20 protein-coding genes and 1 pseudogene are annotated in these 18,311 nt (G+C 65.0%); 19 read left to right on the top strand and 2 right to left on the bottom strand.

What is annotated here, in order from left to right; all coding sequences use genetic code 11:
• The first annotated feature begins 2 nt into the window (after positions 1-2).
• The 7 genes from CDO44_RS21130 (at position 3) to CDO44_RS21100 (ending at position 5,572) form a co-directional block, all read left to right on the top strand.
• Positions 3-1,478, top strand: a complete 1,476-nt coding sequence (locus tag CDO44_RS21130) for an aldehyde dehydrogenase (RefSeq protein WP_087782333.1) — start codon at positions 3-5, stop codon at positions 1,476-1,478.
• A 14-nt stretch (positions 1,479-1,492) separates the two neighbouring features.
• The gene (locus CDO44_RS21125; RefSeq protein ID WP_087782257.1) at positions 1,493-2,464 is read left to right on the top strand and encodes a VOC family protein; all 972 of its coding nucleotides are present in this window, start codon (positions 1,493-1,495) and stop codon (positions 2,462-2,464) included.
• A gap of 84 nt (positions 2,465-2,548) precedes the next feature.
• Positions 2,549-2,872 (top strand): hypothetical protein, encoded by a 324-nt coding sequence (locus CDO44_RS21120; RefSeq protein WP_087782256.1) that lies wholly within the window; start codon positions 2,549-2,551, stop codon positions 2,870-2,872.
• Positions 2,869-3,096, top strand: a complete 228-nt coding sequence (locus tag CDO44_RS21115) for a recombinase-like helix-turn-helix domain-containing protein (RefSeq protein ID WP_198951414.1) — start codon at positions 2,869-2,871, stop codon at positions 3,094-3,096. The genes CDO44_RS21120 and CDO44_RS21115 overlap by 4 nt, the downstream gene beginning before the upstream one ends.
• A gap of 10 nt (positions 3,097-3,106) precedes the next feature.
• Entirely contained in the window at positions 3,107-4,126 is a 1,020-nt protein-coding gene (locus CDO44_RS21110) for an aromatic ring-hydroxylating dioxygenase subunit alpha (RefSeq protein WP_087782254.1), read from the top strand.
• A 49-nt stretch (positions 4,127-4,175) separates the two neighbouring features.
• Complete coding sequence (locus CDO44_RS21105; RefSeq protein ID WP_087782253.1) at positions 4,176-4,595, top strand: RidA family protein; 420 nt, start codon at positions 4,176-4,178, stop codon at positions 4,593-4,595.
• A gap of 20 nt (positions 4,596-4,615) precedes the next feature.
• Complete coding sequence (locus CDO44_RS21100) at positions 4,616-5,572, top strand: PDR/VanB family oxidoreductase (RefSeq protein WP_087782252.1); 957 nt, start codon at positions 4,616-4,618, stop codon at positions 5,570-5,572.
• Between the two features lie 99 nt (positions 5,573-5,671).
• On the opposite strand, the gene CDO44_RS21095 is transcribed toward CDO44_RS21100, so the two are convergent.
• A complete protein-coding gene (locus tag CDO44_RS21095; RefSeq protein ID WP_087782251.1) occupies positions 5,672-6,418 on the bottom strand; it encodes a GntR family transcriptional regulator in 747 nt (248 codons plus the stop codon).
• 193 nt (positions 6,419-6,611) lie between these two features.
• Between CDO44_RS21095 and CDO44_RS21090 the strand changes: the two genes are divergently transcribed.
• The 10 genes and pseudogenes from CDO44_RS21090 to CDO44_RS21045 all read left to right on the top strand — a co-directional run bounded on the left by CDO44_RS21090 (position 6,612) and on the right by CDO44_RS21045 (position 15,437).
• On the top strand, positions 6,612-7,499 hold the full coding sequence (locus tag CDO44_RS21090; RefSeq protein ID WP_087782332.1) for a VOC family protein: 888 nt from the start codon (positions 6,612-6,614) through the stop codon (positions 7,497-7,499).
• Complete coding sequence (locus CDO44_RS21085; protein WP_198951413.1) at positions 7,496-8,197, top strand: class II aldolase/adducin family protein; 702 nt, start codon at positions 7,496-7,498, stop codon at positions 8,195-8,197. Before CDO44_RS21090 ends, CDO44_RS21085 begins: the two co-directional genes overlap by 4 nt.
• A gap of 31 nt (positions 8,198-8,228) precedes the next feature.
• On the top strand, positions 8,229-9,683 hold the full coding sequence (locus tag CDO44_RS21080; protein ID WP_087782250.1) for a 2-hydroxymuconic semialdehyde dehydrogenase: 1,455 nt from the start codon (positions 8,229-8,231) through the stop codon (positions 9,681-9,683).
• Between the two features lie 25 nt (positions 9,684-9,708).
• Positions 9,709-9,909 (top strand): annotated as a pseudogene (locus CDO44_RS21075) (2-hydroxymuconate tautomerase); the annotation flags it as partial.
• Between the two features lie 44 nt (positions 9,910-9,953).
• Positions 9,954-11,114: an ABC transporter substrate-binding protein gene (locus CDO44_RS21070; RefSeq protein ID WP_087782330.1), complete on the top strand. Its 1,161-nt coding sequence runs from the start codon at positions 9,954-9,956 to the stop codon at positions 11,112-11,114.
• A gap of 110 nt (positions 11,115-11,224) precedes the next feature.
• On the top strand, positions 11,225-12,145 hold the full coding sequence (locus CDO44_RS21065; RefSeq protein ID WP_087782248.1) for a branched-chain amino acid ABC transporter permease: 921 nt from the start codon (positions 11,225-11,227) through the stop codon (positions 12,143-12,145).
• A gap of 19 nt (positions 12,146-12,164) precedes the next feature.
• A complete protein-coding gene (locus CDO44_RS21060) occupies positions 12,165-13,172 on the top strand; it encodes a branched-chain amino acid ABC transporter permease (RefSeq protein ID WP_087782247.1) in 1,008 nt (335 codons plus the stop codon).
• Positions 13,169-13,927, top strand: a complete 759-nt coding sequence (locus CDO44_RS21055; protein WP_087782246.1) for an ABC transporter ATP-binding protein — start codon at positions 13,169-13,171, stop codon at positions 13,925-13,927. Before CDO44_RS21060 ends, CDO44_RS21055 begins: the two co-directional genes overlap by 4 nt.
• A 34-nt stretch (positions 13,928-13,961) precedes the next feature.
• The gene (locus CDO44_RS21050) at positions 13,962-14,657 is read left to right on the top strand and encodes an ABC transporter ATP-binding protein (RefSeq protein WP_087782245.1); all 696 of its coding nucleotides are present in this window, start codon (positions 13,962-13,964) and stop codon (positions 14,655-14,657) included.
• Positions 14,658-15,437, top strand: coding sequence for an SDR family NAD(P)-dependent oxidoreductase (locus CDO44_RS21045; protein WP_087782244.1), 780 nt, complete (start codon positions 14,658-14,660; stop codon positions 15,435-15,437). It begins immediately after the preceding gene.
• Between the two features lies 1 nt (position 15,438).
• On the opposite strand, the gene CDO44_RS27690 is transcribed toward CDO44_RS21045, so the two are convergent.
• Entirely contained in the window at positions 15,439-15,906 is a 468-nt protein-coding gene (locus CDO44_RS27690; protein WP_158213372.1) for a MarR family winged helix-turn-helix transcriptional regulator, read from the bottom strand.
• A 181-nt stretch (positions 15,907-16,087) separates the two neighbouring features.
• Between CDO44_RS27690 and CDO44_RS21035 the strand changes: the two genes are divergently transcribed.
• Positions 16,088-17,077 (top strand): tripartite tricarboxylate transporter substrate binding protein, encoded by a 990-nt coding sequence (locus CDO44_RS21035; RefSeq protein WP_087782243.1) that lies wholly within the window; start codon positions 16,088-16,090, stop codon positions 17,075-17,077.
• A gap of 31 nt (positions 17,078-17,108) precedes the next feature.
• Complete coding sequence (locus CDO44_RS21030) at positions 17,109-18,308, top strand: aromatic ring-hydroxylating dioxygenase subunit alpha (RefSeq protein WP_087782242.1); 1,200 nt, start codon at positions 17,109-17,111, stop codon at positions 18,306-18,308.
• The last annotated feature ends 3 nt before the right edge of the window (positions 18,309-18,311 follow it).

Here is an 18,311-nt window from a genome sequence, read left to right as displayed (position 1 = left end):
TGATGATTTCCGACAAGACCCTTCCGATCTGCGTCGCCGGCACCTGGCGCGAGGGCGGCGGCGAACGCTACGCCACGCTCTATCCCGCCACCGGCGAACCGGTGGCCTATCTGAACGCGGCCAGCCTGGACGACGTGGAAGAAGCGATACAAGGCGCCGACAAGGCGTTCCGCACCAGCGGCTGGGCCCAGCGCAAGCCGCATGAGCGGGCCGCCGTGCTCTACCGCATCGCCCAGTTGATCCGGGAGCGCGCCGAGGACCTCGCCCAGCGCCAGCGCCTGGACAACGGCAAGCCCATCAACGAGACGCGCGCGCTGGTAGCCAGCGCCGCCGGCACCTTCCAGTTCTTCGCCGCGGCCTGCGAAACGCTGGAAGAAGTCATTACGCCGTCGCGCGGGGACTATGTGTCGATGAGCGTGTACGACCCCATGGGCGTGGTGGCTGCCATCACGCCGTGGAACTCGCCCATCGCCAGCGAGGCGCAGAAGCTGGCCCCCGCCCTGGCCGCGGGCAACGCCGTGGTCGTCAAGCCGGCCGAAGTCACGCCCATCATGGCGCTGGACCTGGCCCGCATCTGTGAAGAAGCGGGCGTGCCCAAGGGCATCATCAGCGTGCTGCCGGGCAAGGGCTCGGTCATCGGCGACGCCATCACCAAGCATCCGCTGGTCAAGCGCGTGTCGTTCACCGGCGGCACCACCACCGGCAAGCACATCGCCCACATCGCCGCGGACAAGATGATGCCCGTGTCGCTGGAACTGGGCGGCAAGTCGCCCACCATGGTGTTCGAGGACGCGGACCTGGACCACGCCGTGAACGGCGTCCTGTACGGCATCTTCAGCTCCTCTGGCGAGTCCTGCATCGCCGGCTCGCGACTGTTCGTCGCCTCGTCGATCTACGAACAATTCCTCGACCGCCTGACCCAGCGCGCCGCGGCGCTGCGCGTGGGCGATCCCGCCGACGAGCGTACCCAGATGGGGCCGCTGATCACGGGCCGCCATCGCGAATCCATCGAACGTTACGTCGAGATGGGTGTCTCAGAAGGTGGGCACATCCGCACGGGTGGCCAGCGTCCCGAGGGCGGCATCTATGACAAGGGATATTTCTATCGCCCCACCATCATCGAAGGCCTGACCAACCAGGCGCGGATCAGCCAGGAAGAGATTTTCGGGCCGGTGCTGGTGGCGATGCCGTTCGACAATGAAGAAAGCCTGATCGAGCAGGCCAACGACAGCGTGTACGCGCTGGCCGCCGGCATCTGGACCCGCGACTACAAGCGCGCCTGGCGCGTGGGCCGCGCCGTGCAGGCCGGCACGGTGTGGATCAACACCTACAAGTTCTTCTCGATCTCCACGCCGTTCGGCGGTTGGCGCGACAGCGGCATCGGCCGCGAGAAGGGCCGACTCGGCATCCTGCAGTACATGGAACAGAAGGGCATGTACTGGGGTCTGAACCAGAATCCTTTGCCTTGGGCAAACTGAGGTAGGAGAGCCAAATGGACGTATTGGGTATAGACGAAATCACCTACGGGGCCGACGATCTGGCCGCGTGCAAACAGTTCTTGTCCGACTGGGGCCTGACGCTGGTCGAGGAAACGGACAAGTCGCTGGTGTTCGAATCGCTGAACAAGTGCCGGGTGATCGTGAAGACCACCGATTTCCCTGGGCTGCCGCCGGCGATCGAGGATGGCCCGACGCTGCGTGAAGTGGTGTGGGGCGTGTCCAGCGACGAAGTGCTGGAGCGTTTCGCGGCTCGCCTGAAGGACAAGCCGGGCTACGTGAACGACGGCGGCCGGGTCGGTTGTACCGATCCCAACGGTCTGGCCGTGCGTTTCCAGACCACCCGCAAGATCGACATCGATCTCGACAGCCCGGGCATGAATACCTGGGGAACCAAGGCCCGCCGCAACCAGCGCAGCCCGATCTACGAGCGCGCCACGCCCATCGAAGTCGGGCACGTGGTGTTCTTCGTCAAGGATGTGAAGGCCTGCGAGCAGTTCTACGCCGAGAACTTCGGCTTCGTGGCTTCCGACCGCTATCCGGGCAAGGGCGCCTTCATGCGCTGCGCGCCCGAAGGCGGCCACCACGACCTGTTCCTGCTGCAGCCGCCCGAGCCGCGCGCCGGCCTGAACCACGTTGCGTTCGCGGTGCGCGATATCCACGAGGTGTTCGGCGGCGGCATGGCGATGGCCCGCCATGGCTGGAGCACGCAGCTCGGTCCGGGCCGGCATCCGATATCGTCGGCCTACTTCTGGTACTTCAATTTCCCGGGCGGTGGCCTCATCGAGTATTACGCCGACGACGACTACCTCGATGCCGAGTGGGAAGCCCGCGATTTCGAGCCCGGTCCGACGGTGTTCGCCGAATGGGCGATCGACGGCGGCCTGGACGGCAACACTCGCCGCCAGAAGAACGCGAAAGCGCCCGACGGCAAGTTTCTGACGGACAAGACCCCCCCTAGGCGCTGACGCGCGCCCCCCAGGGGGACGATGCGGGTGGTCCGGCGGAGCCGGATCCGCCGCATCCTGCGTCTGGGGGACGTTGGAGAAACCATGGCTGAATCATCGAATGTGATGCTGACCGTGCTGCTCAAGCACGATCAGTCGAACAATCTGGACGCGGTCCAGACCAAGCTCAAGGAAGCCGACTGGTGGGAGCGGTTCCCGCCCGAAGGCGTGAAGATCGTGTCCTGGACCGTGGCGATGGGGCTGGGGCAGATCGTGACGCTCGAGGTGCCGCCGCATCTGCTGGCCACGGTCAATGTCGAACTCGAGCGCTCGGCCTGGGGGGTGTTCCGCACCGAGTGCTATCCCACTTATGACTTTGTTCCCGTTCGCGAACGCATCCGCGAACGCGTACGCAACGGAGGTAAATGATGCAAGATCGCTATCTGGAACCGCATCAGGCGCGGCGCCGTCCCCCCACCGAATGGGAAAGCCTGCTGGGCGACTCGCTCGAGCGCGCCTTCGCGGCGGGCAAGCATGAGCTCGCGCCGATCGTCGAATACCTGAACCAGGCCGGACCCCCGGCACCCAATGGCGTGCCCTGGACCGAGGAACTGCTGCAATCCGAACTGGCCCGCCTGGCCGAGACCGCCTGAGGAGTCCGTCATGACCAAGATCGATAGCCCCGACGCCCTGCTGGCGAACGGCCTGAAAGACACGTGGTACGCGATCTGTCCGTCCCACTTCATCGCCGACAAGCCGGTTTCGCTGCGCCGCCTGGGCATGAAACTCGTGTTCTGGCGCGACGAGGCCGGCAAGCTGTACGCGCTGGAAGACCACTGCCCGCACCGCGGCGCGCCGCTGTCGCGCGGCATCCTGCTGGGCGACCGCATCGCCTGCGGCTACCACGGCGTGCAGGTGCGCAACGATGGCGTGGTGACCAGCGTGCCGGGCAGCCCCGGCTGCAGCCTCGAAGGCAAGCGCGCCGCGCGCGCCTTCCACGTGGTCGAGCGCAACGGCGCGGTGTTCCTGTACAACTCGGCCACCAACGTCGACGAAGCGCCCGACTTCACCTTGCCGGAAGAGCTGACCTCGGACGAGTTCGCTTCCTTCCTGTGCTACACCGAATGGCGCGGTGACTACCGCTACGTCATCGACAACGTCATGGATCCCATGCACGGGACCTACCTGCACAAGCAGTCGCACTCGATGGCCGAAGGGTCTTCCGTGGCCGAGTTCGGCGTGCGCGACACCGAGCACGGCTTCGTGTTCGAGAAGAAGGGCCAGCGCGGCGTGAACTTCGACTGGACCGAGTGGGCCAATACCGGCCTGCACTGGCTGCGCCTGGAGATTCCGTATCCGGCTACCGGCGGCCCCGGCGGCAGCTTCGCCATCGTCGGTACCTACACGCCTATCTCCGAGAACCTGGCTGCCGTTTTCCACTGGCGCTGCCGCAAGGTCTCGGGCTGGCAGCGCCACGCCTGGCAGTTCCTGTACCGCAACCGCCTGGAAGCCCGCCACTGGGCCGTGCTGGAGCAGGATCGCGAAGTGCTGGAGGTGATGGAGCCCGACGCCAACCAGCGTGAAAACCTGTACCAGCACGACATCGGGCTGGTGCGCCTGCGTCGCCACCTGCGCAACCTCGCTACCGACCAGTTCGAGAAGCTCAAGGGCAAGGCGCTGTGAGAGGGGCGATTCCCCGTCTGGGGAATCGCCTCCGCCAACGGAGGACGCGATGAATCAAGCTAGCGTAGCCCGGCGCGTGGTCGCGCCGTCCGTGCCCGAGCGCGAGACGGCGACCTGGTCCAACTGCCTGGTCCTGGGCAACGAGATCGCCATGTCGGGCATGACCGCCAACCCGGAGTCGACCGCAGCCGCCCCGCTGAGCACCTACGAACAAACCCTTATTGTGCTGGGCAAAATCCGCGCTTTGGTCGAGGCGGCTGGCGGAGGGGTGCAAAATATTTATAAACTGGTGATTTACGTGACGAGCATCCAGGACAAGGAGGAAGTCGGGCGGGCCCGCAAGGAGTTCTTCCGGTCGCCTTATCCGTGTTCCACGTTGGTCGAGGTGCGTGGCCTCGTCTTCCCCGGGCTGACCGTGGAGATCGACGCCTTCGCGCGGCTCGACATCGCCCTGCGTGCCGACGCATAACCGCTTTTTGTTGACCCTTCATGAACAGCAGCTCACTCCTAACGGTTTTGGTTCACACCATCCGCCTTGAAGCGCAGGGCATTGTCAGTGTCGAGCTCCGCTCGCCCACTGGCGATGAACTGCCGCCTTTCGAGGCCGGTTCCCACATCGACCTGCATCTGCCCAACGGCCTCGTGCGCAGCTACTCGCTTTTCAATTCGCCGCAAGAGCGCCATCGCTATGTGGTCGGGGTGCTGAACGACCGTAATAGCCGGGGGGGCTCGCGCTTCGTGCACGAGCAGCTGCGCGTGGGATCGACCATCAAGATCGCGCCGCCGCGAAACAACTTCGAGCTGGACGAGTCGGCGCCCAAATCGGTGCTGCTGGCCGGCGGCATCGGCGTGACGCCCATTTTCTGCATGTACAACCGGCTGCGCGACATCGGCAAGCCGGTCGAGTTGATTTATTGCGCCCGCAGCCGCAAAGAGGCCGCCTTCGTCGATGAGCTCGTCGCCTCCGGCGGCAAGGTCACGCTGCGCTTCGACGACGAGGCGGGCGGTCCGCCGAACCTGCGCGAGCTGCTGGCCTCGCATCCGGCCGATACGCACTTCTATTGCTGCGGTCCCACGCCCATGCTGGACGCCTTCGAGGCCGCCTGCAAGGAATTGGGTTATCCCAACGTCCACATCGAACGCTTTGCCGCCGCGGGCGAGGTGACGGCCTCGCAAGAGGGCAGCTACCAGGTCGAGCTGGCCAAGTCCGGCAAGGTCATCGACGTGCCGGCCGGCATGTCGCTGCTCGATGCGCTGCTGGAAGCGGGCATCGATGCCGACTACAGCTGCCGCGAAGGGGTGTGTGGCGCCTGCGAGACCGCCGTGCTGGACGGCATCCCCGACCATCGGGATTCGGTGCTGACCGAGCGCGAGCGTGAGTCGAACAAGACCATGATGGTCTGCGTCTCGGGTTGCAAGGGAAGCAAGCTGGTGCTGGATCTTTGATCATGCCTGGGCGGCCACCGTGCGGGCCGCCACTGCCGAAGCGAAAAAAGGACGACGCCTCTCCAGGCATCGTCCTTTTTTTTTGCAAGGTCGCCCGCCTCAGGCGGCCGGTGCGCTTTCCGCTGCCTGTCCGTGGTTGGTGAAGAGGTCCGGAGGCAGGTGCTTGACGGCCTCGTAGGTCGTGCTGATGTGGTCGGCCAGCAGGGCGCTGGCGCGATCTGCGTCCCGAGCCAAGGCGGCTTCCAGGATGGCGCGATGTTCGTCATGCACGTCGCGCGGGATGGGCTTGCGGGTGACGACCAGCCGGCGGTAGCGCTCGGCCTGCTGGTACAGGATGCCGAGGAAGTGGTGCATCCAGCGCGAGGTGCAGGCGCTGATCAGCGCTTGATGGAATTCCCGGTTGCGGTCTTCCCATTCGTCGAAGCGATTGATTGGATTGGAGGCGAGTCGCTCCTCGGCCCGGCTCAGCCGATGGAAGGCAGCGATGATGCGGCTTTCCCAGACGTCGTCGCCGGTTTGGATGGCCTGGCGCAGCGCTTCGCATTCCAGCAGGATGCGGTTGCGCGTGATGTCGTAGAAATCCTCCATCGAAATCGGCGTTACGTGGAAGCCGCGCTGCCCCTGGGAGACCACCAGGGCGTCTGAGACGAGCAGCGACAGGGCTTCGCGCAGCGTGCCGGCCCCCACGCCGTACGAATCTTTCAAATGCTCGACGCGCAGGCGCGAACCCGGGGCGAGCCGGCCTTCGATGATGTCGCGGCGCAATGCCGCGTAAGCCGTCCCGACCAGCGTAGTGGGGGTGGCCGAGTGAGCCAGCGGGGGCAGTTCCAATGGGCTTCCAGGCATGTCTGATGGTACGGGCGGCTTATTGCCCCCTCTCGTTGTTTACTGGTGAAATTCTAGTGGATTATCGAGTAAAACCGTCAGCATTAGGGAAAACCATAAAATCTCGATAAAAATATTTTCAACCGAGATTTTGTGGCGTATTGTGTTCGCTACGAAAGATGGCGGGCCTCTAGGCCCAAGCTGGGAGACATTGGTGATTCATCTACACGACATCCGCTACGTGCGGCTCGGCACGCCCGACCTGGACGGCGCCGTTCGCTACGCCACGGAGATCCTGGGCCTGCAAGTGGCGCGGCGCGAAGGCAAGGCCGTTTACTTCAAGTCGGACAGCCGGGATCACACGCTCTGCTATTTCGAAGGCGATCCCCGCGATCACACCACGGGCTTTGAAGTCGACACTCCTGAAGAGCTCGAGCAGGCCTTGGAGCAACTGGAGCGGGCGGGTTACCAGGCCACGCGCGGCAAGGCCGCCGAAGCCGAGCAGCGCTATGTCCGCGAGTTCATCAACTTCAAGGACCCCTCGGGGAACAGCGTCGACCTCGTATATGCGCCCCTGCATAGCGGCCGCCGCTACTTCCCTTCGCGGGATGCGGGCATCACGGGGTTCAGCCATATCGGGCTGCGCACGCTGGACGCGCGGCGCGACGAAGTTTTCTGGACGCGCCTGCTGAGCGCCAAGGTCAGCGACCGCATCGGCGAAGCGCCGCTGCTGCGCATCGACGAAGCGCCGCTGCTGCGCATCGACGAGGTACACCACAAGATCGCGCTCTTCCCTTCCGCCTATCCGGGCGTGCAGCACATCAATCACCAAGTAGAAAGCATCGACGACATCATGCGTGCCTTCTACGTGCTGCAGGAAAAGGGCATTCCCATCCGCTTCGGACCGGGCCGTCATCCGACGTCGAGCGCCATCTTCCTGTACTTCGAAGGCCCGGATGGCATGATCTACGAGTATTCGACGGGCGTGCGCCTCATCACTGAGGAAGACGAGAAGAACTATCGTCCGCGCAATTTCCCGGCCGATCCCACGGGGTTCTGCATGTGGGGCTCCAAACCCGACATTCCGGAGTTCAAGTCTTGAGCGCGCCCTCCATCGTGCCGACCCCGCGCCAGCAAAGCTTGGTGCGGGCGGCGGCCCGCGCCCTGGCGCGTGCCAACCTGGCCCACGCGTACGGCCACTGCAGCCTGCGCCTGGACAAAGATCATTTCCTCGTCTGCGCTGCCAAGCCCATGGGCATGATTGCGCCGCACGAGGCAGGGACGGTGGTTCCCGTCCACGGAGAGCTGCCCGAAGGCGTTCTCGGCGAAGTCCGCATCCATCAGCATATTTACCGCCTGCGGGAAGACGTCGGCGCCGTGATCCGTAGCATGCCGCGCGACGTGATGACGCTTTCCAGCGCCGGCGTCACGCCCGCGCCGCGCCACGGCATGGGCTCGTATTTCTCGCCCGGCGTGCCTTTGTGGGACGACCCGCAACTGGTGCGCACCGAGGAACAGGCGGCCGGTGTCGCCGCCGCGATGGGCCAGGCGCCCGCGGTGGTGATGCGCGGCAATGGCGCGGTGGTGGCCGCGGCCGGTCTCGAGCAGGCCGTGACGCTGACCTGGTACCTGGAAGACGCGGCGCGCATCGAGCTGCAACTGCGCGCCGCCGGCCTGGCCGGCGGCCCGGTGCTGTCGCCGGAGGAGTGCGAGCGCCGCGCCACCTGGGCCGGCCGCATCTACGAACGCATGTGGGAATACCTGTGCGACGGCGATCCCGAATTCAACGAAGTCATCTAAATCATCCCCCGCATTGAACGGAGAGGCATTCATGAACGAGTTCAAGAACTTCATCAACGGCCAGTGGGTCGCCACCGGCAAGACCTTCGAGAACCGCAATCCGGTCGACAACAGCCTGATCGGGCCGGTCTACGAGGCCGGCCGCGCCGAGGTGGATGCCGCCGTGAAGGCCGCGCGCGCCGCCTTGTCCGGCCCCTGGGCCACGATGAAGGTGCAGCAGCGCGTCGAGATGCTGCATGCCATCGCCGATGGCATCAACCGCCGCTTCGACGATTTCCTGGCGGCCGAGATGGCCGACACCGGCAAGCCCCACGTGCTGGCCAGCCACGTGGACATTCCCCGCGGCGCCGCCAACTTCAAGGTGTTCGCCGACCTGATCCGCAACGTGCCTGGCGAAACCTTCGAGATGGAAACGCCCGACAATGGCTTCGCGCTCAACTACTCGGTGCGCGTGCCGCGCGGCGTGATCGGCGTGGTCTGCCCGTGGAACCTGCCGCTGCTGCTGATGACCTGGAAGGTGGGGCCGGCACTGGCCTGCGGCAACACCGTGGTGGTCAAGCCCTCGGAAGAAACCCCCGCCACGGCCACGCTGCTGGGCGAAGTGATGAATGAGGTCGGCGTGCCGCCGGGCGTCTACAACGTCGTGCATGGCTTCGGCCCGGATTCCGCTGGCGAATTCCTGACCTCGCATCCCGACGTCGATGGCATCACTTTCACCGGTGAAACCCGTACCGGCGAGGTCATCATGAAGGCCGCCGCCAACGGCGTGCGCCCGGTTTCCTTCGAACTGGGGGGCAAGAACCCCGGCATCGTGTTCGCCGACGCCGACTTCGACAAGGCCGTGGCCGGCATCGCCCGTGCCGCCTTCGAGAACAGCGGCCAGGTCTGCCTGGGCACGGAGCGCGTCTACGTGCAGCGCCCGATCTTCGAGAAGTTCGTGGCCGCGCTGAAGGCCAAGGCCGAGTCGTTCAAGCTGGGCGACCCGAACGATCACGCCACCAATTTCGGTCCGCTGGTCTCGCAGGTCCACCGCGAGAAGGTGCTGGGCTACTACGCCAAGGCGCGCGAGGAGGGCGCCACCATCGTGACCGGCGGCGGCGTGCCCGACATGCCCGGCAAGATGGCCGAGGGCGCCTGGGTGCAGCCGACCATCTGGACCGGCCTGCCCGAAACCGCCGCCGTCGTGCGCGAGGAAATCTTCGGCCCCTGCTGCCACATCCAGCCCTTCGACACCGAGGAAGAGGTCATCAACCTGGCCAATGCCACACCCTACGGCCTGGCCGCCACGGTCTGGACGCAGAACGTCGGCACCGCGCACCGCCTGGGCAAGGCCCTGAACGTGGGCATCTGCTGGGTCAATTCCTGGTTCCTGCGCGACCTGCGCACTTCGTTCGGCGGTGCCAAGCAATCCGGCATCGGGCGCGAGGGCGGGGTACATTCGCTGGAGTTCTACACCGAGCTGCGCAACGTTTGCGTGAAGCTCTGAGTCCACGCTTCAAGACGCTCCAAGGAGAGCATGCATGCCTATCATTTCCGTGCAGATGATGGAGGGCCGGACCGACGAACAGCGGGCGGCTCTGATCGAGGAACTGACCGAGGCCACCCACCGCGCCATCGGCGCGCCGCGCGAATCGGTGCGGGTGGTTCTCGTCGAAGTGCCCAAGACGAATTTCGGCATTGGCGGGAAAACCGCCAAGGCGCTCGGGCGCTAGCGCGTTCCGTACTTTTCCAGTAGCAGGAGACACCAATAATGATGATGAAGAAAACGACGCTGGCCCTGGCTCTGGCGGCCACTCTGGCCGCCGGCGCGGCGCAGGCCGAAGTCAGGATCGGCTTTTCGGGCGTGCTGTCGGGGCCGATGGCCGCGCTGGGCCAGGACCAGTACGACGGCTTCATGCTGGCGCTGGAGCAACTGGGCGGCAAGTTCGGCGGCCAGCCCGTCACCGTGCTGCGCGAGGACGACCAGCTCAAGCCCGACGTGGGCGCGCAGATCGTGCAGAAGTTCATCGAGCGCGACAAGGTCAACGCCATTGTCGGCCTGGGCTTTTCCAACGTGCTGATGGCCGAGACCCGCCGCCTGAAGGACGCGGGCGTGGTGGCGCTGTCCACCAATGCCGGTCCCGCGCCGATCGCCGGCAAGGCATGCCTGCCCAACCTGTTCGTGCTGGGATGGCAGAACGACGGCATGTCGGAAGCCATGGGCAAGTACGTCAAGGACCAGGGCTACAAGAACGTCTACCTGATGACCTCGAACTACCAGGCCGGCAAGGACAAGCTCAACGGCTTCAAGCGCTTCTATGGCGGCAAGGTCGCCAACGAAGTCTATACGCCGCTGGGCCAGCTCGACTACGCGGCCGAGATCGCGGCCGCGCAGAACGCCAAGCCCGACGCGCTGTTCGTGTTCTACACCGGCGGCATCGGCATCAACTTCACGCGCCAGTTGAACCAGGCCGGCCTGATGGGCAAGCTGCCGTTCTTCTCGGAAAGCCTGATCGATGCCAACTCGGTCGCGGCGCTGAAAGAACAGGCCGTGGGCGCCATCTACGGCACGCCGTGGGCACCCACCCTCGACAACCCGGCCAACAAGAAATTCGTCGAGGCCTACGAGGCCAAGTACAAGCGCACCCCGACGGAGTTCTCGGTCAACGGCTACGATGCCGCCAACCTGCTCAACGCGGCCGTCGCCAGCCTGGGCGGCAAGGTGAACGACAACAAGGCTTTCGCCGCGGCCGTCAAGAAAGCGGGCGCGGAATTCCCGACCGTGCGCGGCAAGTTCGCCTTCAACAGCAACAATATGCCGATTCAGCACTTCTACGCATACCAGGTCGTGCAGGAAGGCGGGAAAATCACGTATAAGCAATTGGCCCAGGTCCTGACCGACCATCAGGACGCCTACGTCGCCGAGTGCAAAATGTAGGGCCCCCCTACGCGCTGCGCGCGCCCCCCAGGGGGCGGCCTGGCGGGCGGGCGGAGCCCGACTCCGCCAGGCCCCGTCTGGGGGCTGGTGATGTTTGTTACGGAAGGCTCATGAATAGTTCTCTGTTTCTTTCGCAGTTGCTCAACGGCTTGCAGTTGGGCGTGCTGTTGTTCCTGCTGTCGTCGGGGTTGACCCTGATCTTCGGCATCATGAATTTCATCAACCTGGCGCACGGCTCGCTGTACATGGTGGGCGCCTTCATCGGCGCGGCCAGCTACAACGCCAGCGGCTCGTTCGCGTTCGCAATCGTCGCGGCCATCGTCTCGGCCGGCCTGGTCGGCCTGCTGCTGGAACACCTGGTGGCCAAGCCCCTGTACCGGCACGACCACCTCTACCAGGTGCTGGCCACCTTCGGCCTGATGATGTTCTTCAACGAACTGGCCATCGTCATGTTCGGCAACCGGCCGTACTACGCCGCCATTCCGCCCAGCCTGGAAGGCGCGGTGACGATCTTCGGTTCGCCGTACCCGGTCTACCGCATCCTCATCATCGCCGTGGGCGTGCTGGTCGCGCTGGGCGCATGGTTCCTGATCCAGAAAACCCGCTTCGGCATGCTGATCCGCGCGGGCGCCAGCAATTCGTCCATGGTCAGCGTCCTGGGCGTCAACATCGACCTGCTGAAGAAGCTGCTGTTCATGCTGGGGGCCGGCCTCGCGGGGCTGGCCGGCGCGTTGGCGGGGCCGATCCTGTCGGTGCAGTCGGGCATGGGCGAGCCGGTGCTGATCCTGGCGCTGGTGGTGATCGTGGTGGGCGGCATCGGCTCGATCCGCGGCGCGCTGGTCGCGGCCGTGGTGATCGCCGTCATCGATACCCTGGGCCGCGCCTACATCCCGCAACTGCTGGGCGCCTTCATGGGGCCTGCCTCCGCCAATGCCGTCGGCCCGGCACTGGCCTCCATGCTGATCTACGTGCTGATGGCCCTGGTGCTGGCTTTCAAGCCCGATGGCATCCTGGCGCCGGCCAAGCGCTGACCTACTGCAAGGGTTTTCTATGAATCGCGTCAAACTCGGAGCATGGGTCGTGCCGATCCTGTTCCTCGTCCTGGCTTGCGTGCCTTTCGTCGCCGAGGCGGTGGGCGAGCCTTTCTACGTCACCTTCTTCGCCCGCGTCCTGGTCTACGCGCTGGCCGCCTGCGCGCTGAACATCGTCCTCGGCTTTGCCGGCCTGGTCAGCTTCGGCCACGCCATGTTCATCGGCCTGGGCTGCTATGCCGTGGGCATCCTGAGCTACTACGGCATCAGCGACGGCTGGCTGCAACTGCTGGCGGCGGTGGCCGTCTGCGCCCTGGTGGCGCTGGTCGTGGGCGCGGTCTGCCTGCGCACCTCGGGCATCGGCTTCATCATGATCACGCTGGCTTTCGCGCAGATGTTCTATTTCCTGATGGTCAGCATGACGACCTTCGGCGGCGACGACGGCCTCAACATCAACGAGGCCAGCAACTTCGGCCTGTTCGAGCTCACAGGCAGCACCGAGGTCTACTGGGCGGCATGGGCGGTCCTGCTGGCCTCGTGCGTGTTCCTGGCGCGGCTGAAGAAGTCGCCGTTCGGCATGGTGCTGCAGGCCACGCACATCAACCCGCGGCGCGTGAACGCCTTCGGCTACTCGGTGTTCCGCGTGCAACTGGCGGCCTATGTGATGTCGGGCGTGCTGACCGGCATCGCCGGCGTGCTGCTGGCCAATCTCACGGCCTTCGCGTCGCCCAGCTACATGTCGTGGCCGGTGTCGGGCGAACTGATCGTGATGCTGGTGATCGGCGGCCTGGGCACCATCGCCGGGCCGGTGGTCGGCGCGATCGCCTTCCTGGTCATGGAAGAATTCTTCAAGGGGCTGACCCAGCACTGGATGCTGATCATGGGGCCGGTCATCGTCGTCATCGCGCTGCTGGCCAAGAGCAATTTCAGTTGGCTGGAACGCCTGCGCGGGGTCGCGGCGCCGCAGCCGTCCGCGCCCGAAACCGCGGCCGAGCCGGCCGCCGTTCCCGCGGGAGAAACGCGATGAGCCAAGCCATCGGACTGAGCACCCGCGACCTGGTCAAGCGCTTCGGCGGCCTGCGCGCCACCGACGGCGTGAGCCTCGACATCGAACCGGGCGAACTGCATGCCATCATCGGCCCCAACGGCGCCGGCAAGACCACGCTGATCAACCTTCTGACCGGCGAGCTGCGTTCCGACGAAGGCAGCATCCGCATCGGCGGCGAGGAAGTCAGCGGCACGCCGGTGCAGCAGCGCGTCGGCATGGGGCTGCTGCGTTCCTACCAGATCACCTCGATCTTCGACGCCTTCACCGTGGTCGAGAACGTCTGCCTGGCGGCGCTGCGCAAGCAGGGCGTGCGCTGGGCCGTATGGAAGCCCATGACGGCGTATGGCGACGTGATGGCCAAGGCGCGCGAGATCATCGAGCAATGCCATCTCGCCGACGTGGCCGACACGGTGGTTTCCAACCTGGCCTACGGCCAGCGCCGCCAACTGGAAGTGGCGATGGCGCTCGCCGCCGACCCGCGCATCCTGCTGCTCGACGAGCCCATGGCCGGCATGAGCGCGGCCGAGGGCGCGGCGGCGATCGAGCTGCTGCGTTCGCTCAAGGGCCGCTACACCATCCTGCTGATCGAACACGACATGAACGCCGTGTTCTCGCTGGCCGACCGAATCAGCGTGCTGGTCTACGGCAAGATCGTCGCCACCGGCTCGATCGAGGAAATCCGCAACCATCCGGAGGTCCGCCGCGCCTATCTGGGCGACGACGCGGACGCTTAGGGCCGGCCACAACCATATCCAGAGGGGAAGACGAATGCTTTCCATCCAAGGCCTGGCGGCCAAGTACGGTTCCTGCCAGGCGCTGTTCGACATCGATCTCGAAGTCAAGCGCGGCGAGGTGGTTGGCCTGATCGGCCGCAACGGCATGGGCCGCACCACCGTCATCAACTGCCTGTTCGGCCTGCTGAAGCCGGCCGCCGGCACCATCAGCTTCGACGGCCAGGTGCTGAACGGCCGGGCTCCGTATCGCATCGGCCGCCTGGGCCTGTCGCTGGTGCCCGAAGGCCGCCAGGTCTTTCCCACCCTGACGGTGGAGGAAAACCTGCTGGCCACGGCCAAGCGCACCGGCCATTCCGACTGGACGCTGGAAAGGATCTACGGCCTGTTCCCGCGCCTGAAAGAGCGCCGTGCCAACCTGGGCACGCAGTTGTCGGGCGGCGAGCAGCAGATGCTGGCCATCGGCCGCGCGCTGATGACCAACCCGCGCCTGCTGGTGCTGGACGAAGCCACCGAGGGCCTGGCGCCCATCGTGCGCGCCGAAATCTGGAGCGTGCTGGCGCAGCTGAAGCAGGAAGGGCTGACCATGATCGTGGTCGACAAGAACACCAAGGCCTTGCTGCGCCTGTCCGACCGCAACTTCATCCTCGACAAGGGGGTGACGGTGTGGAAGGGGTCGTCGCCGGAGTTGGCCGACCGCCCCGAATTGATCGCGCAATACGTAGGTGTTTGAATGAGACTGAAAGATAAAGTCGCCTTGGTAACGGGCGCCGCCGGTGGCATCGGGCTGGCGATCGCCAGGCGCTACAGCCAGGAAGGCGCCAAGGTCGTGCTGGTCGATCGCGCCGAGAAGGTCAAGACCGAAGCCCTGGTGCAGATGGCCTGGCCTGCCCGCGCCATGGTGGGCGACGTGACCGATCCTGCCCAGGTGGCCGAGATGGTGGCCTTGTGCGAACGCGAGTTCGGCGGCCTCGACATCTGCGTCTGCAATGCCGGCGTGATCCGCGCCGCCGAGTTCCTCGACCTGACGCCCGAAGACCTCGATTTCGTGATGAACGTCAACGTGCGCGGCACCTTCCTGGTGGCGCAGGCCGCCGCCAAGGCCATGGTGCGCGGTGCTCGCGGGGGCAGCATCATCACCCTGTCGTCGATGACCGCGGAAGTCGCCATGTCGAACCAGCTCGCCTACGGCGCCAGCAAGGGCGCGGTGCGGCAGATGACCAAGTCGATGGCCCTGGCGATGGCGCCGCACGGCGTGCGCGTCAACGCGCTCGGCCCGGGCAGCATCGATACCGACATCATGGCCACCATCACCGACAACAAGGATGCCCTGCGCACCGTGCTGTCGCGCATTCCCATGACGCGGCTGGGCCGTCCGGAAGAAGTCGCCGGCGCCGCCGTTTTCCTCGCCAGCGACGACGCCAGCTACGTCACCGGCCAGACCGTGTATGTAGACGGCGGCCGCCTGGCGCTGAACTACACCGTGCCGGTGCCGGATTCGGCATTGCAATAAGCTAGTTTTCGCCCGGGGCGATGGGTGTCAGCGGGGTTCTCGATTCGTCGTTGAGCGCCGTGGTCAGCTTGGCGACCAGGCCCATGAGCTGGCGTTGTTCGCTGGTGCTCAGGGGCGAGAGCAGGCGTTTGGAACTGCGTCGGCTCGGTTCCTCCGCTTCGCTCAGCAGGCGCACGCCGTCCGTCGTGATGTAGAGGGCGTTCTTGCGCCTGCTGGTGGCGGATGGGCTGCGTTTGATCAGGCCTCGGGCTTCCAGGCCGGCGATGATCTGCCCGGTCGTGGCGCGATCGAACCCCAGCGCCCGGGCTACTTCCGATTGGTTCAGGGCCGGGCAGCGGTCGATGGTGAACAGGATCGAATGCTGAGGCGGGGTGAGCTTGAGCGCCGCGGCCTCGTGCATGAAGACGCCCACGGCGATCTGGTGGGCGCGCCGGAACAGCACGCCTGGCCGCATGTACAGCTCGTCCATCCCACTTGCCCTGGGCGAGCCGGCCTCCCGTTTTTTTGAGCCTGTATTCGTCATGGTCGTTGACAATCTTAACCGCAATCCATTAAAGTAAGTGTACATATATAAGTATGCATACATATGTAAGGAAGAAAACCAGGAACCGGCAACGCGATTGCCGGCATTGACCCAAAGGAGAGAGAACATGGATTGCCTATCGCATTCCCGCCGCAGGGCCTGTCGATGGGGAGCGCTCGCCGGCCTGCTGGCAGCGCTTCCCATTGCCGCCGTTGCCGCGGATACCGCATTTCCGTCCAAGCCCATCCGCATGGTCGTGCCCACGGCCGGTGGAACGGTGGACCTCATCGCCCGCTACGTCGCGCCCAAGCTGTCGGAAGCCTGGGGGCAGCCGGTGGTCGTGGATACGAAGGCCGGGGCTTCGGGCAGCATCGCCGCCGCGATGGTGGCGCAGTCTCCTCCCGACGGCTATACGGTGCTGGTCAGCTACAACCCACTGGTCATCAATGCCTTTCTCCGGAAAGACCTGAAGTACCGCTTCGCGGATTTCGAGCCGATCACGCGCGCCGTGTCTTCCGAGCAGGTCCTGGTGGTGAACCCGGACGTGCCGGCGGACGATCTGGCCGATTTCATCGCGCTGGCCAAGCGCGAGCAGGGCGCCTTGAACTATGCCTCGATTTCCCCAGGCAGCGCCTCGCATCTCACCATGGAGTTTTTCAAGACCCGGGCCGGCGTGGATATCAAGCACATTCCCTACAAAGGGGCGGCGCCGGCCATCAGCGACCTGCTCGGTAAGCGCACTGATGCGGGTTTTTTCGCCGTGGCCAACGTGATCCAGTTCGTCAAGACGGGACGCCTGAAAGCCTTGGCGGTGACGGGGAGCAAGCGCCTGAAGTCGCTGCCCGACGTGCCGTCGATGGCGGAGGCGGGTTTTCCCGATTTCGACGCCACCATCTGGATCGGTTTTTCGGCGCCTCAGGGCACGCCGGCGACCATCGTCGACAAGTACCAGCGCGAGATCGCCCGGATTCTGGGCATGCCGGACATCCGCAAAGCCATCGAGGGCGACGATTTCGACATCGTCGCCAGCACGCCCGAAGCGTTCGGACGTTTCATCGAACGTGAAACTGCGACGTGGGAAAAAGTTGCCGACCGTGCCGGCGTCAGCATCGAGTAACGGTTAGGCATGGCAATTTCTGGAGCATCGAATGCATCAAGGACATCACCCTCCGGCGCTGCCGGATACCCATTATCTGGACAACCGGATCTTTACTGACGAGACGATTTTTCAAGAAGAGCAGGAACGCATTTTTTCGAAAGTGTGGCAATTCGTCTGTCACGAAAGCGAGGTCGCCCAGCCGGGCGATTTTCGCCGTACCAGCCTGGCGGGCAAGCCTGTGCTGGTCGTGCGCGGCACGGACGGGAAGATTCGGGGTTTCTATAACGTTTGCCGCCATCGCGCGGCGGAAGTGGTGCGGACCGAATCGGGCAATGCCCGTTCCTTCACCTGTTTCTACCATCACTGGACCTACAGCCTGGAAGGCAGGCTGCGCGCCGTCGCCAAGGCCGAAGGCTACGAGCGCGCCGGCCTGGATAAATCCGAGTTGGGTCTGGTCCCCGTGCGTACGGAAAGCGTGGCGGGCTTGGTGTTCATGTGCCTCGATCCCGAATGCGAGCCGCTCGAAGCCTTTCTCGGAGAAAGCATCCGGCCCATTCTCGAGCCGCTGGGCAGCGCGCCGATGGAAGTGTTCCATTTTCACAAGGCGGTCATCCATACGAACTGGAAGCTGTGGCAGGACAACAATAGCGAGCGCTATCACAGCATGCTGCACGCCATCAATCGGGCCACCCAGCCTTGGGTGCTGGGCAAGACTAGCCCCATGAAGCTGCGCCTGTTCCCGAACGCCCATAGCGGATACTGGTCAGACGGCGAAGCCACCGTGGCTTACGAGCGCGGCGGCTACCAGGATGTGACCCGGGACGGCACCTTGCCAGGTTTGCGCGACCAGGAAATGCGGGTGTTGAACCTGTTTCCCGATCTCATGATCAATATCCGCTCGAACGTCGTCCGCCTGGATCGGATGATCCCGCTCGATGCCGGCCGCACCTTGGTGGAATGGCGGGGCTTGGGCGTGAAGGGCGACAGCGATGAAATGCGTTCCCTGCGCCTGAAGCACCACAATATGTTCTGGGGGCCCGCGGGACGCAATCTGCCGGAGGATCTGTTGGCAGTCGAGTCCCAATACCGCACGATGCGGACGGACTCCGTGCGCTATAGCATCCTGGCCCGCGAAGAGGACTTGAATCCTACCGACGATGCCAACCTGCGCGCCTATTACGTCGAATGGGGGCGGCGCATGGGCCGCAGGGCGGCCGCGCCGTTCGAGCAACTGCAAGGGGCCGCATGATGG

Origin of the sequence: Pigmentiphaga sp. NML080357, from assembly GCF_002188465.1 — a bacterium.
GTDB lineage: Bacteria > Pseudomonadota > Gammaproteobacteria > Burkholderiales > Burkholderiaceae_B > Pigmentiphaga.
The sequence above is the reverse complement of the archived record's forward strand: the minus strand, read 5'-3'. Positions and strand labels throughout refer to the sequence as shown.

Excerpts from the sequence above, each read along its gene's own strand:
- CDO44_RS21130 (WP_087782333.1), top strand. The coding sequence starts at position 3 with ATGATTTCCGACAAGACCCTTCCGATCTGCGTCGCCGGCACCTGGCGC.
- CDO44_RS21125 (WP_087782257.1), top strand. The coding sequence starts at position 1,493 with ATGGACGTATTGGGTATAGACGAAATCACCTACGGGGCCGACGATCTG.
- CDO44_RS21120 (WP_087782256.1), top strand. The coding sequence starts at position 2,549 with ATGGCTGAATCATCGAATGTGATGCTGACCGTGCTGCTCAAGCACGAT.
- CDO44_RS21115 (WP_198951414.1), top strand. The coding sequence starts at position 2,869 with ATGATGCAAGATCGCTATCTGGAACCGCATCAGGCGCGGCGCCGTCCC.
- CDO44_RS21110 (WP_087782254.1), top strand. The coding sequence starts at position 3,107 with ATGACCAAGATCGATAGCCCCGACGCCCTGCTGGCGAACGGCCTGAAA.
- CDO44_RS21105 (WP_087782253.1), top strand. The coding sequence starts at position 4,176 with ATGAATCAAGCTAGCGTAGCCCGGCGCGTGGTCGCGCCGTCCGTGCCC.
- CDO44_RS21100 (WP_087782252.1), top strand. The coding sequence starts at position 4,616 with ATGAACAGCAGCTCACTCCTAACGGTTTTGGTTCACACCATCCGCCTT.
- CDO44_RS21095 (WP_087782251.1), bottom strand. The coding sequence starts at position 6,418 with ATGCCTGGAAGCCCATTGGAACTGCCCCCGCTGGCTCACTCGGCCACC.
- CDO44_RS21080 (WP_087782250.1), top strand. The coding sequence starts at position 8,229 with ATGAACGAGTTCAAGAACTTCATCAACGGCCAGTGGGTCGCCACCGGC.
- CDO44_RS21070 (WP_087782330.1), top strand. The coding sequence starts at position 9,954 with ATGAAGAAAACGACGCTGGCCCTGGCTCTGGCGGCCACTCTGGCCGCC.
- CDO44_RS21065 (WP_087782248.1), top strand. The coding sequence starts at position 11,225 with ATGAATAGTTCTCTGTTTCTTTCGCAGTTGCTCAACGGCTTGCAGTTG.
- CDO44_RS21060 (WP_087782247.1), top strand. The coding sequence starts at position 12,165 with ATGAATCGCGTCAAACTCGGAGCATGGGTCGTGCCGATCCTGTTCCTC.
- CDO44_RS21055 (WP_087782246.1), top strand. The coding sequence starts at position 13,169 with ATGAGCCAAGCCATCGGACTGAGCACCCGCGACCTGGTCAAGCGCTTC.
- CDO44_RS21050 (WP_087782245.1), top strand. The coding sequence starts at position 13,962 with ATGCTTTCCATCCAAGGCCTGGCGGCCAAGTACGGTTCCTGCCAGGCG.
- CDO44_RS21045 (WP_087782244.1), top strand. The coding sequence starts at position 14,658 with ATGAGACTGAAAGATAAAGTCGCCTTGGTAACGGGCGCCGCCGGTGGC.
- CDO44_RS27690 (WP_158213372.1), bottom strand. The coding sequence starts at position 15,906 with ATGGACGAGCTGTACATGCGGCCAGGCGTGCTGTTCCGGCGCGCCCAC.
- CDO44_RS21035 (WP_087782243.1), top strand. The coding sequence starts at position 16,088 with ATGGATTGCCTATCGCATTCCCGCCGCAGGGCCTGTCGATGGGGAGCG.
- CDO44_RS21030 (WP_087782242.1), top strand. The coding sequence starts at position 17,109 with ATGCATCAAGGACATCACCCTCCGGCGCTGCCGGATACCCATTATCTG.